This is a genomic window from Paenibacillus amylolyticus, assembly GCF_047302515.1.
Classification (GTDB): domain Bacteria; phylum Bacillota; class Bacilli; order Paenibacillales; family Paenibacillaceae; genus Paenibacillus; species Paenibacillus amylolyticus_G.
Genome location: NZ_CP168019.1, coordinates 4,681,891 through 4,694,243 on the forward strand (window position 1 = coordinate 4,681,891; position 12,353 = coordinate 4,694,243).

At 47.4% G+C, this 12,353-nt stretch carries 11 protein-coding genes; 3 read left to right on the plus strand and 8 right to left on the minus strand.

The window, feature by feature from the left end; translation table 11 throughout:
• Positions 1 to 174: 174 nt before the first annotated feature.
• Positions 175 to 510 carry a hypothetical protein gene (locus ACDJ59_RS20485; RefSeq protein ID WP_413405328.1) on the plus strand — a complete coding sequence of 112 codons (336 nt, stop codon included), beginning with the start codon at positions 175 to 177 and terminating at the stop codon, positions 508 to 510.
• A gap of 304 nt (positions 511 to 814) precedes the next feature.
• Here ACDJ59_RS20485 and mglC read toward each other — a convergent pair whose 3' ends face one another.
• The 7 genes from mglC to ACDJ59_RS20520 form a co-directional block, all read right to left on the minus strand.
• Positions 815 to 1,834, minus strand: coding sequence for a galactose/methyl galactoside ABC transporter permease MglC (gene mglC / locus ACDJ59_RS20490; RefSeq protein ID WP_307414744.1), 1,020 nt, complete (start codon positions 1,832 to 1,834; stop codon positions 815 to 817).
• Positions 1,835 to 1,849: 15 nt separating this feature from the next.
• Positions 1,850 to 3,355 carry a sugar ABC transporter ATP-binding protein gene (locus tag ACDJ59_RS20495; protein ID WP_413405331.1) on the minus strand — a complete coding sequence of 502 codons (1,506 nt, stop codon included), beginning with the start codon at positions 3,353 to 3,355 and terminating at the stop codon, positions 1,850 to 1,852.
• Positions 3,356 to 3,429: 74 nt separating this feature from the next.
• Positions 3,430 to 4,491 carry a galactose ABC transporter substrate-binding protein gene (locus ACDJ59_RS20500; protein ID WP_036672480.1) on the minus strand — a complete coding sequence of 354 codons (1,062 nt, stop codon included), beginning with the start codon at positions 4,489 to 4,491 and terminating at the stop codon, positions 3,430 to 3,432.
• Positions 4,492 to 4,663: 172 nt separating this feature from the next.
• On the minus strand, positions 4,664 to 5,842 hold the full coding sequence (locus ACDJ59_RS20505; RefSeq protein WP_413405334.1) for a substrate-binding domain-containing protein: 1,179 nt from the start codon (positions 5,840 to 5,842) through the stop codon (positions 4,664 to 4,666).
• Positions 5,829 to 7,616 (minus strand): sensor histidine kinase, encoded by a 1,788-nt coding sequence (locus ACDJ59_RS20510; protein ID WP_413405336.1) that lies wholly within the window; start codon positions 7,614 to 7,616, stop codon positions 5,829 to 5,831. Before ACDJ59_RS20510 ends, ACDJ59_RS20505 begins: the two co-directional genes overlap by 14 nt.
• Positions 7,617 to 7,642: 26 nt before the next feature.
• Positions 7,643 to 9,376 (minus strand): response regulator, encoded by a 1,734-nt coding sequence (locus ACDJ59_RS20515; RefSeq protein ID WP_413405338.1) that lies wholly within the window; start codon positions 9,374 to 9,376, stop codon positions 7,643 to 7,645.
• A 336-nt stretch (positions 9,377 to 9,712) separates the two neighbouring features.
• On the minus strand, positions 9,713 to 10,615 hold the full coding sequence (locus tag ACDJ59_RS20520; protein ID WP_413405340.1) for a tyrosine-type recombinase/integrase: 903 nt from the start codon (positions 10,613 to 10,615) through the stop codon (positions 9,713 to 9,715).
• Between the two features lie 168 nt (positions 10,616 to 10,783).
• On the opposite strand from ACDJ59_RS20520, the gene ACDJ59_RS20525 reads away from it, so the two are divergent.
• Together ACDJ59_RS20525 and ACDJ59_RS20530 are read left to right on the plus strand one after the other, a co-directional pair.
• The gene (locus ACDJ59_RS20525; protein ID WP_017690333.1) at positions 10,784 to 10,984 is read left to right on the plus strand and encodes a cold-shock protein; all 201 of its coding nucleotides are present in this window, start codon (positions 10,784 to 10,786) and stop codon (positions 10,982 to 10,984) included.
• Positions 10,985 to 11,088: 104 nt separating this feature from the next.
• The gene (locus ACDJ59_RS20530) at positions 11,089 to 11,361 is read left to right on the plus strand and encodes an HU family DNA-binding protein (protein ID WP_036606368.1); all 273 of its coding nucleotides are present in this window, start codon (positions 11,089 to 11,091) and stop codon (positions 11,359 to 11,361) included.
• Positions 11,362 to 11,692: 331 nt separating this feature from the next.
• Here the strand turns inward: ACDJ59_RS20530 and ACDJ59_RS20535 are convergent, their stop codons facing one another.
• On the minus strand, positions 11,693 to 12,337 hold the full coding sequence (locus ACDJ59_RS20535) for a CatB-related O-acetyltransferase (protein ID WP_413405343.1): 645 nt from the start codon (positions 12,335 to 12,337) through the stop codon (positions 11,693 to 11,695).
• Between the last annotated feature and the right edge of the window lie 16 nt (positions 12,338 to 12,353).

Here is a 12,353-nt window from a genome sequence, read left to right on the forward strand (position 1 = left end):
ATTAGTGGAGGATCGTCAAATTCGCACGAATGTATAAATTATGAAGGCAATAGGACATATGATGTGATTGTAATCAACAAAAGTGAAACAATTCCTCTTCACATAGATCATTATCGTGGTACAATACATTAATGGATTAATTTAGGAAAAATTCTTAGTTATGGAGGATGTCACATGACAACACAACGAAAACCACTGGGCCTCGGAACACTCTCTCTACTCGTACTATTGATGGGTCTCGTCTTTAACTTCCAATGGGGCAAAGCAAATTTTATGATCAGTCATTATCTTTTTAACTTAATAAACATACCGATTTATAGCAACGGAACTCAAGGACTTCACATTCCTTTTGTAGTAGCAGCCCTCTTCTGGATTCCAGCCTTCTTGATCGCCAAAAAAAATCGTTCACATTATGGCACAAGTGTATCTTATAACGTCGCCGGATTCATGTTGCTCTTATGCATCATTGGACCAGTTATCCCCATTATCGATTGGATGGTCAATGGTTAAACTATTAAAGCCAGCTCTCTATATCCCGAGGGCTGGCTTCTTTGTTGCTTTGCTGCTTTGCTGCTTTGCTGCTTTACCATATAAGATGAATGGAATTTTTATACCATAACGTAGAGTGCAGAACCAATCTGAAGAAGCGATAGCGTTCGCCTAAAGCTTTCTAGGAGAAAGCTACATCGGAAGCACACGCTTATCAACGGATTTTCCCCTATTAATATAGGGAATCAAGAAAATCAGGGGATAAGGGCGATCGGTGGATGGTACTGCACTCGGAGTACAACGTTGTAACCTTTTCACGTTAATCTTATTTTTTCGCCATATACTTACGGATGTCAAAAGCCACCGCAGCAACAATGATCAATCCTTTGATAATCAACTGCCAGTATGGACTTACACCGATAAACGTTAGACCATAGTTGATGACCCCGAAGATCAGCACACCCGCCATAACCCCAGGTACCGTTCCAATACCTCCTGCCGTTGATACGCCGCCTACCACACATGCGGCAATCGCATCTAACTCATACATGTTACCGTAATTGTTTGTTGCTCCACCTGTGCGTGCTGCCTCAAGCACACCACCCAGACCATACAGTGCACCCGCAATGGCATACAGGGCAACCAGGTTGCGAGCCACATGAATCCCGGATACATGCGCCGCCTGAATGTTGCCACCGATCGCGTACATGTTTTTGCCGAGACGTGTTTTGTTAAAGATCACCCAGCAGATTAATGCCACCGCAATAGCAATGAGGACAATATACGGGATGGAATAACCTCCGCCCAGATCAATGTATCCAGAGCCAATGACAGTGAAGTCCTCTCTTAATCCTCCGATCGGCTGTGACTGGTTGGGTTCCGTATCAAAATAAATGGAGTTCAGTCCATACACGGCAACCATTGTACCCAGTGTTGCGATAAAAGGAGGCACATGTAATTTGGCGACAATGAGTCCATTTACCAATCCCACGAATAGACCCGCGGTAATCCCGACAAGGATCGGCAGCCCCACCCATAAGTGGGGCAGATCGGGGAAGAAGCGGTTTGCATACTCATCAATTTGCAGCATCGATGCTGATACAACAGCCGTAAGACCAACCACCCGTCCAGCGGACAGATCAACCCCGCCCGTGACAAGGATAAAGGCTGCACCGAGCGCAATAATGGCCCGTGTGGAGGACTGCTGCAAGATGTCCCGCAGTGTGGAGAAGGCCAGAAAATTCGGATCGGCAATCGCAATACCAATAATGAGCAGGATCAGTACGATAAAGATGGCGCGCTGTGTTACATATTGTTTTACTTGATTGATCATCTGTGTGTTCATCTGTTTCCCTCCTGACTAAGCCATCCGCTGCTGCGCGGCCAGCCTCATAATATCCTGCTCGGTTGCCTCGGCTCCGTCCACGATTCCAGTGAGACGCCCTTCGCTCATCACCATAATGCGATCCGACATACCCAGAAGCTCAGGCATCTCTGAACTAATCATGATAATGCTTTTGCCCTGACGAGCCAGTTCCGTAATAATGGTGTAAATCTCAAACTTGGCCCCTACATCGATTCCACGTGTCGGTTCATCCAGCAGCAGAATCTCCGGGTCGGTCAATAACCAACGGGCCAGCAGAACTTTCTGCTGATTGCCGCCAGACAGGTTTCGAATCAGCGTGTTAACTGAAGGCGTTTTGGTTCTGAACTTCTGCGTCTGCTCCCGTGCCACTTCGCGGCCCTTTTTCTCGTCCAGTAAGCCCACGCGATTTCGGTAGCGCCCCAGACTGGCAATGATCGTGTTCTCATACACCGACAACACCGGGAAGATTCCTGTGACTCTTCGTTCTTCGGTGAGCAACGCGATGTTATGACGCTTCGCTGCTGCGGGAGAGTTAATCTTCACCTTGCGCCCATGAATCGAAATCGTACCTGAAGCGAGTCCGCGCAGTCCAAACAAGGACTCAATCAGTTCTGTCCGCTGTGCTCCAACCAGGCCGCCAATGCCAAGCACTTCACCTTTTCGCAGCTCAAAGGATACATCACGAAATGATTTAGACTGGCTTGATGTCAGACCCTCGGCTTTTAATATCACTTCACCGGGTACGTTCGTCCGTTCCGGGAAACGTTCGTCCAGATCACGGCCAACCATACGCGTAATGATCAGATCTGTCGTTAGATCCGCAGCATCCCATGTCCCGACAACGAAACCATCACGCATGATCGTCACTTCATCCGAGATGGTCAGGATCTCCTCCATCTTGTGTGAAATGTAGATAATGGATACGCCGCGACTGCGCAGTTCATTAATAATGGTGAAGAGTTGATCCACTTCCTTGCCTGTCAGGGAAGAAGTTGGCTCATCCATGACGATGACTTTGGATTGAAAAGAGACCGCCTTGGCAATTTCCATGGATTGAATCTTGGAGACAGACAGTGTTCCCGCCTGAGCCTTCGGATCAATATCCAGGTTCAAGTCCTTGAACAGGGCCAGCGTATCGGTATACATCCGTTTCTCGTCCACCAGTATTCCCCTCATCGGAAAACGACCCAGCCATATATTCTCCATCACCGGACGATGCGGGACCGGATTCAGCTCCTGATGAATCATGGATATGCCTTGCTGAAGGGCCGCTTTGGAATTCGGAATATCCACGTCCTTTCCTTCGATGCGTATCGTTCCTTCATCTGGACGATACATGCCGAACAGACATTTCATAAGTGTGGATTTCCCCGCTCCATTCTCTCCCATCAAAGCGTGAACCGTCCCCGGCTTCACTTTCAAATTGACCTGACTTAGTGCCTGCACACCCGGAAATGCTTTGGAAACTCCATTCATCTCCAGCAAGTAAGGTGACTCCATCTTGGTTCCTCCCTTCCATATGACCGGCAAAAAAGGGACGCTACCCGAATGTCGGACGTCCCTGTCTCGTGCTGTTATTGGGCGTCGGCGATGTTGTCTTTTGTAATCTTTTTGTATGCAATCCAGACGTATTTACCATCTGTAATGTCGTATTTGGTATTTTCCTTTGTTGGTGTCTCACCTTTAGCAAGAACGGAAGCCAGTGCCACCGTAGCTGCACCCTGATTCTTGGCATCATTAAGCACCGTGCCCAGCATCGTGCCATCCTGGAGAGCCTGAATGGCTGGAGCTGTTGCATCTACACCTACAACCGGCATGGATTTGCCATCCTTGAAGTATCCGGCTGCTTTCAATGCCTCAATGGCTCCCAAGGCCATGTCATCATTGTTTGCGAGAACGGCTTCAATCTTGTCACCATGGGAAGCCAGGAACGCCTGCATTTTCTCCTGACCTTTCACCCGATCCCACATCGCTGTGTCTTCCGCCAGCGCTTCCACTTCGATACCGGCATCCTGGATCGCCTGAACCGAATATTTGGTCCGAAGCTCTGCATCCTGGTGACCCGGTTCCCCTTTCAGCATGACGTATTGCAGTTTGCCATCGCCGTTTTTGTCCGCTTCCGGATGTGCTTTCCAGTAATCCACAATTAGCTGCCCAGAGATCGTACCCGACTCCTCCGCTTTGGCTCCTACGTAGTACACTTTATCCCACTTGTTCATATCTTCAGCTACTGGCTCACGGTTGAGGAACACCACTGGAATATTCGCTGCCTTGGCCTTGTCAATGATGACACCTGCCGCCGTGCGGTCCACCGGGTTCACAGCCATTGCATTATATTTCTTGGATACAAACAGATCCACTTTCTCATTCTGGGTTGGCTGTGCATTCTGGCTATCCACGATATCCAGGGTCGCAATACCTTCCGCTGCTGCGGTCATCGCATTACGTACACCCGTCATGAATGTATCATCGAATTTGTAGATGGCAACACCAATCTTGGGCGTTTCCGTACCGGCTGCTGTCTGGCCTCCTGTATCTGTTCCCGTACTTCCACCTGCACTGTCTCCGCCGCTGCTACACCCCGCCGCCACAACCATACATGCCGTAATCAACAGTGTCATCCATGTTTTCTTCATATCCTAATGACCTCCCCCAAGTTCATTCGGCTTCACCGATGTCTTTATTATGAAAGGGTTTACATTAAATTCGAATACAATATCTTCACCTGTTCTATCGAAATCTTCCTCAAGTTAACAAACACCTTAATTTTTATTCAGCATTCGTTCCGGCACTCGTTCTAGCATTGGTTCATTGTACAAAAGGAAACAACAGCTTCTGGTTATCCATCCAGAACATATTGTCTGTACTAACCAGCTTGGTCTCAAGTAACACTCTAGCTTGCACCTGTTGATTGTTCAGCCGCGCAACGGCTTGATTCAATCCCAGATAACCTGCACTGTATCCATTCTGGACGATGAGATGATCAAAGACCCCTTCTTGCAATTGCTCCAGTTGCTGTTGTTCACTGCCAAACCCAACAATCCTTATCTTGTCCGCAGATTTTCGTCGATTCAGTTCATCAGCTGCTCCCAGAGAAGCAGGTTCCTGAAGAGTAATGAAGCCATCCACCTCCTGCTGGTCCAGCAATTGCTTCGCAGTCTGCCAACATCCATCCCGTGTATTACATATCGATTTGGGTTCCACTTGAATATTAGGATACTGTACCAAGGCTTCCATAACTCCCTGCTCTCTCTGAATAAGACCAGAATTAAGAGGATCGGGGCCCAATAAGGCCACATGCCCTTTCCCTTCCAGAAGCTCCGCCATAGCCTGGCCGGCCTGTCTTCCCGCCTCAACATTATCCATCGAGATGAAACTGGTGATGCCTTTCACGGGAAATTCATCGTTAAGCACAATGACAGGAACAATGGTTCCATTGGAATTTGTTGTCTGTGCCTCCTGAATGATGTCACTAAGTGCCTTCTCACTTAGGGGATCAACCAATAGAGCTGATGCCCCCTGCTTCAGAGCCGAGGCGGCGGCCTTAACTTGAGCCTGCTCTCGCGCACTGCGAGACAACGTTTGGCTGTTGATATTTGCCTGTTTGACCTGCATCTGACTTCCAGCAGAGTCCAGAATGGCAGGCGTGTACACATCACCATCGGAAGGGTATGCTTCCACGGTAATCAGTTCGGCTCCGTTCTCTTTGGCAGCCGCTTCAGCACCAAGCCGGATGGCTTCCGCAAGTTCCCCTGTCCCAGCTGGCGTAATCAGCGCGATACGTGGTGGTACTGCCGTAGCATCGGGACTCGATAAGCCACAGGCGCTGCATATAAGCAGACAGCAGCTTGCAGCTGTCAGGGTTACTAACCGACGTTTCCGGATTCCAGGGAAACTCGCAGCAACCTTTTTCCAAAACGTACGAATGTATGACCCTACAACTCTGTGGCTGTGGATATCACTCCTATTCTCCTTATTGTCTGTCATCAGGCTCGCCCTCCTTCTGCTGCGATTGAATGGGGATCCGAATCCAGACCGTGGTGCCTTCTTCCAATTCACTTGCAAATTCAAGTCCGTAACCCTCCCCATAATAGAGCCGGATTCGGTCATGGACGTTGCGTACCGCTACGCCGGAGCCTGCACCGCTTTTGATCACAGGACGACCACTTAATAATCCCGACATCTGTTCTTCCGTCATGCCGACCCCATTATCTGTAATGCGAAACACCAGCTTGTTGTCCTCACGATAAACATCGATCTCAATACATCCTTCGTCCATGTGGTACTCGATGCCATGAACAATGGCGTTTTCAATCAGGGGTTGAAGCACCAGCTTTAATGTAAGGCAATCCAGAAGCGTCTCATCGGCTTTAATCGTAAAGTTGAATTTGCGCTTGAACCTCATCTGCTGAATCGTCAAATAATGCTGCGCATGCTCCAGCTCTTCCCTGATCGTAATGATCGTTTTACCTTGACTAAGGCTGATACGGAACAGGCTCGAAAGAGACGTGATCATCGTAATCACTTCTTCATTGCGGCTCATGCCTACCATGCGGACTACGGAATTCAGGGTGTTGTATAAAAAATGTGGATTGATCTGAGCCTGTAAAGCCTCCAGCTCCAGACGCCGCTTCTGTTCTTGTTCATGGATGATCTCATCCATCAAGGTGCGAATTTTATTGACCATCAGGTTGAAGCGACGGGATAGTCGTTCCACCTCCAGCGGCCCTTCAATAGGCAACTCCACGTTGAAATCCCCGCGCTCCACCGCCTTCATCTTACGTTCCATTCGCCGGATCGGACGCGTCAGACTGGAGGAAAGAAACAGGGATACGAGAATGACCAGTACCAGAACAACGACCAGTACACGAATGAGATATCCATTGACCTCCTGACGCGTTGTCATAATCTCATCCAGATAAGCAACACCGACGATTTTCCACCCGATATTGGCAACGGACTTCACGGTATTCAGCCTTTTCTGTCCATCTGCTTCATCTTCGTAACTGCCGGAAGCCACCAAAGCCTGTTCGATATTCTCGCTTTTGAGTCCCATATACATCAATTGTTGCTGCGGATGGTACACGATATTGCCCGCACTCTCATCGATAATATACACGTATCCTCGTTGCCCCAGACTGACCCGACGGCTCAGTTCATCCATCTGTTTGAAATTGATATCGACCAGCAGGATAACCTGCCGATCCTGACCATTTTTCCGTATCGTTATGCCTTTGCTCATGGATACGACCCATTTATATGGGCCTGTGTACATGTTCTGAATATGAGGTAACGAGAAACTCAGGTGATCCGGCACACGAAGCGCAGACTGAAACCACCCTTGCTGTGTCACATGGGCGCTGGTTTTTAATTCGGCTGTAGGTCGGTTCTTGAGCAATTTCCCCGTGGAATCAAGCAGAGTAATCGAGATGATATCTTCACGACTGCTGAGCAGTGTGTCGAGCTGTTTGTCCACCAGATCCCCTTCCCATGTCCCGTCACGCAGCATGTGTTCCTCAATGGCACGGTACAGATGCGACATACTGCGGACGTAATCCTCCAGGTTATAACTGACCTGATCCACAATCTGTCTCGTCGTCAGTTCCGCACTTCGCTCGGCAGCCTGTGTGAACTTATCGTGTAGAAGCATCGCCATGATAGTCAGCACCAGAACGATGAAGACAGAGAAGGACCATGTAATAATAAACCGGATACTGCTGACCCTGGACGAACGCAGACGAGAGCGTAATTGAAATCCCATAGACTTCACCCATCTGGACAGGAACTTCATCGGATCGAACCTTCACTTGCTGCCTGAGAAGCCTGTTTACGATATTCTTTGGGCGAGACGCCAATATGTTTTTTGAAACAAAAACTGAAGTAATTCGGTTCGGCAAAGCCAACCTGCTCCGCAATCTGAAACGACTTCAGCTCTGTCGAGCGAAGCAGTTCACGGGCTGCCTCCATTCGGATCTGCATCAGGTACTGCAGGAAGGTAAGTTGTACTTCTTTTTTGAAAATGCCACAAAAATAACCGGAGCTGATATGCAAATGCCCGCACACCTTCTGAATGGACAGGTCCGGGTCGGCATAATGCTCTTTGGTGAAAACTAACGCCTGCTCGACAATATCCTTGTATACATGCTGGCGTCCGCTCGCAATGCGATGTTGCACGAGTAGACAGACCTCCTGTACCTTCTTCTGTGCCTCAGTGAGTCCCGGCAGTCGGAACAAATCCGTATACAACTGGAACCCTGCACCAAAGATGTCTTCCATCGCTTCTCCTGATGCCTGTGCTGCCTTCCATACTGTTGTTAATACTTCAATTAAATAGAGCTGAATATCACTTCGCCCGTGTTCCACAGTAATTTCCCGGAAAATGATCGCCAGTGCTTCCTCCAGCTCTGCTTGTGTACCTGCCTTCAGGCATCGTGTCAGCGTCTGTTGCTTCAATTCATCGAACCGCAGCTTGCCCGCCGTCTGTCGCTCTACGTCCGCAATGTATATGATTGAATCCGTCCCGGGCACAAGCCGATAATCCAACGCCAGCAGGGCATCTTCATAGGCATGATTCACATCCGCGAGTGTATCCACAATCTGACCCGATCCCACCGTAGCCGGGATACGTAAATAGTGGTTGATGCTGCGCATCACATTTTCCAATGCCTTCTGTTGCCGCTTCGCTCCATCTGTACCGCCCGTGCGATCCACATAGAGCAGGACAATCGTCTCCTGATGCATAAAGGCATGACCAGCCCCATGCTCCGCCCAGACTTCTGCCGCAATGTTAAGTGCAGCAAAGCGTTTCAGTTCAGCATCCTCAGATTGACGCAAGGAACCTCCGGGAACAAATATCTCAGACTGATCCGCTGCCTCGGATGTTGTTTTGTTATGTCGCTGTGAAGGCTCGCTGAATACTCCCTCAGACTTCTCCTTCTGTACATCTCCATCCATATGCAGTGTCAATACGGACACACCATAACGTTCTCCTGTCAGATCCAATCCGCATTGTTTTGCTTTACTATGAATATATGTCGAGGATTTCTGTCGATGGAGCAAGGTCGCCATCAGATCTGCCTGTAATAAAGGCAAACTGGTATGATAGTGTTCACGCAGTTGCTGTACATCTTCACGCTCAGCCACTTCAGACGCCATCTGGGCGCGCAGTCTTGTGAGCAGTTCGGTGAGATGTCCTGCTGAGAACGGCTTCAGCAGATATTCATCCACACTTAACGAGATGGCTTGCCTCGCATAATCAAATTCATCATACCCAGTCAAAATGACCACCTTCACGAGTGGATTACGCTTCCTCAATCTTTGTGCGAGTTCCAGACCATTCATGAATGGCATGCTGATATCCGTCATCACAATGTCCGGCTCTACCCGCTCCGCCATCTCCAATGCTTCCCGCCCATTCTCAGCCAAACCGACTATCCGCAGATCGAGCGCTTCCCAATCGACCTCTACAACAAGTCCTTCACGCACATCTTCTTCATCATCCACCAGCAGTACCCGGTACACGTTTGGATTCCTCCCTTTTGATGACGGCCTTATGCCCTATCAACGAATATATATGTAACATTGTGAATCCATTTGATTTCTTATTGCTCACCGAATTGAAGCAAAATGCAAAGGCTCATGTTGATCTGTTCCAAGGTTGCCATCATAATATACAATATTATCAGGGATATGTAATCGCTTTCTTCATTAGAGGTAAGGCAACCCTGTCGGGCAGTGCCTAAGTGAGATGTGAAGGATCGTATATGAATGCTAAAGGTAGGTTAAAGTAATACAAACACGGAAAATTTCGAAGTACTTCTAATAAGAGGTGTTTTCATTCTGACTATAATTCAGACTTCATTCTTGTTCTTTACGATGATTCGTACTTAATGCTTTAAAATAAATCATTGTTGTATCTGGGTTGGTGTGTCCCATTATCTCGGCCAAACGGTGCAGTGGCGTATGCTCAGCCATGGCGTAGCCAAAACGATGACGCAGGTCGTGTGAACTCAGTCCTTCCAGCCCTGCTGTTATCATTACTTTTTTAATCAGGTGGCGCAATGCTCTCTCCGTTAAACGATCGTTTGTCTTCTCTGAAGGAAAAAGGTACGCACGATCGGTAGCAAGATCAGATAAGTACTGATTCAACATGACAACACACTGTATATTCAAAGGGATCTTACGTTGCACGTTGCGTTTATCGGCTCTCACTGTCAGGTGACCGCTTCGTCTACCAAGTTCGATATCATGAGGCTTGAGGTTGCATACCTCCATCGTTCGCAAGCCTGTGTGAAACATAAGGGTCAGGATGGTCTGATCACGAAGGGAATTACCATACTCCACTGCCGCGAGGAATGCCTGCTCTTCTTCCAATGTCATTCGGCGTGGACTTACTTTGTCTTCCGGAATGAATTTTAATGGTTTGGAAGGGTCATGACTGAGCCTGGATTCCAAGACAGCCCATTTGAAAAAACGCTTCAGCGTAATCAACCTCCGGTTAATGGTGGCTGGTTTCAATAACATAACTTTGTGAGCATCTTCACGATAACTGACTAAAGTGGATGTATCCACATCTTCAATTCGCGGTGAGAACTCTTCGCTGAGCATGGTGCTTTCCTTGTACCATTCGATAAAGTGTTTCAGATCACTTGTATATTCCTTCACGGTTTTGGGATGCAATTCTCCCTCATTAGCAAGCATATGTATGAATTCCTCTATCGTCGCTTCCCGCTGCACCGAAATCCCTGATGACTGATTCATTAGAAAATACCTCCAAATCTTGACTTATATTAGCGGACATGGTATTATCATATTAATCGATACATTAGCGGACATCAAGTTCGTGGTTTAAATGCACCAGGTGAGTGTCAATTTTAATTTATACTCGTCATAATGATCGGCTAAAAACTTATTTTTTGGAGGAATCACATGCAAACAGGTACAGTGAAATGGTTCAACGCGGATAAAGGATTCGGCTTTATCGAAACTGAAGAAGGAACAGATGTATTCGTTCATTTCAGTGCAATTCAAGGTGAAGGTTACAAATCTTTGGACGAAGGTCAACGCGTTCAATTTGAAGTAACTCAAGGTAACCGTGGACCACAAGCTGAGAACGTTACTAAACTTTAATTATATGAAAGCTGCCTTATTAATAAGGCAGCTTTTTATTTACACATATGTTGCACAGTAAAGAAAAGATTTCACATCCCAAGAATGAAAGCGAGGTATTCCCCATGGATAAAGAACAATTGATCACAGAAGTAGCTAAGGCTGGCGGTTTCTCCAAGAAGAATGCTGAAAAAGCTGTAACCGTTGTACTGGACTCGATTCTCGAAGCTCTCAAAGAAGGCAAAGAAGTTCAACTGGTCGGATTCGGGAAATTTGAAGTGCAGAAGCGCGAGGCAAGAACGGGAAGAAGCCGGAAAACAGGCAAAGAAATTCAACTACCTGCAGGTAAAGTTCCTGTATTCACAGCAGGCTTAAGCATGAAAGAAGCTTTAAATTAAACAACGCAACAACTTATTGAAAAGAGGTTTTTATTCAAACACACAATGATAATATGGATTTAAATGTCGTGTTTACTACCGTTGATGATATCATTAACTTTTATTCAGGCAAACAGACAAACTCGGATCATACAGAAAATCACACTCATTTGAAGCCCCCATCAACAAAGTCTGATTGTACCCTACGACCACCCACCCGTTAAATTAACATTTCATCTTGGACAACAAGAGGCCCTGATCCGCTCAAAACGGTCCAGGGCCTGATTTGCTTGGAAGCCGGCTCCATCAGGAACCAGCTTTTTTTGTCTTTTAAGCACAATGCACATCCATCCTATTTGCTGTTCAGAAGTTCGCGCAAGATCTGTAGATCATATGTAGAGACAAGACGTTCCAAATGCGTATCCAGCCATTCCTCATCCTGATCCCACCACTTCAATTCCAGCAGCAGTGCAATCGTCTCTTCGTCAAAACGCTTTTTAACAGTCTTGGCTGGGTTACCACCAACAATCGTATAGGGTTCAATGTCCTTAACAACGGTTGAATTGGAGGCAACAATTGCCCCGTCTCCAATCGTGATACCAGGCATGATCGTTACATTTTGTCCAAGCCATACATCGCTCCCCAGTACCGTGTCACCCTTATATGGAAGTTGTTCCAGTGTAGGTGTCACACGCTCCCATCCTCCACCAAAAATGTTGAACGGATACGTGGTCATACCCTCCATCCGATGATTCGCACCATTCATAATGAATGTCACACCTTCCGCAATTGCACAGAAATTCCCAATGACTAGGCGATCACCAATAAAGTCATAATGATGCTGTATCCGGTCATAGAATTGCTCTGGCGGATTTGTATTATCGCTATAGTACGTATAATCACCGATGTCCACGTTGGAACGCGGCGGCAGGTTTTGAATGTAACATACCGTACGGATATTCTCATTCGGGAAAAGTTTTGTTTTATCAGGGGCCATATTGTAGTCCCTCCTT

What these genes read in the sequence shown, in the direction of transcription:
- ACDJ59_RS20485 (WP_413405328.1), top strand. Translation starts at nt 175, where the DNA reads ATGACAACACAACGAAAACCACTGGGCCTCGGAACACTCTCTCTACTC.
- mglC (WP_307414744.1), bottom strand. Translation starts at nt 1,834, where the DNA reads ATGAACACACAGATGATCAATCAAGTAAAACAATATGTAACACAGCGC.
- ACDJ59_RS20495 (WP_413405331.1), bottom strand. Translation starts at nt 3,355, where the DNA reads ATGGAGTCACCTTACTTGCTGGAGATGAATGGAGTTTCCAAAGCATTT.
- ACDJ59_RS20500 (WP_036672480.1), bottom strand. Translation starts at nt 4,491, where the DNA reads ATGAAGAAAACATGGATGACACTGTTGATTACGGCATGTATGGTTGTG.
- ACDJ59_RS20505 (WP_413405334.1), bottom strand. Translation starts at nt 5,842, where the DNA reads ATGACAGACAATAAGGAGAATAGGAGTGATATCCACAGCCACAGAGTT.
- ACDJ59_RS20510 (WP_413405336.1), bottom strand. Translation starts at nt 7,616, where the DNA reads ATGGGATTTCAATTACGCTCTCGTCTGCGTTCGTCCAGGGTCAGCAGT.
- ACDJ59_RS20520 (WP_413405340.1), bottom strand. Translation starts at nt 10,615, where the DNA reads ATGAATCAGTCATCAGGGATTTCGGTGCAGCGGGAAGCGACGATAGAG.
- ACDJ59_RS20525 (WP_017690333.1), top strand. Translation starts at nt 10,784, where the DNA reads ATGCAAACAGGTACAGTGAAATGGTTCAACGCGGATAAAGGATTCGGC.
- ACDJ59_RS20530 (WP_036606368.1), top strand. Translation starts at nt 11,089, where the DNA reads ATGGATAAAGAACAATTGATCACAGAAGTAGCTAAGGCTGGCGGTTTC.
- ACDJ59_RS20535 (WP_413405343.1), bottom strand. Translation starts at nt 12,337, where the DNA reads ATGGCCCCTGATAAAACAAAACTTTTCCCGAATGAGAATATCCGTACG.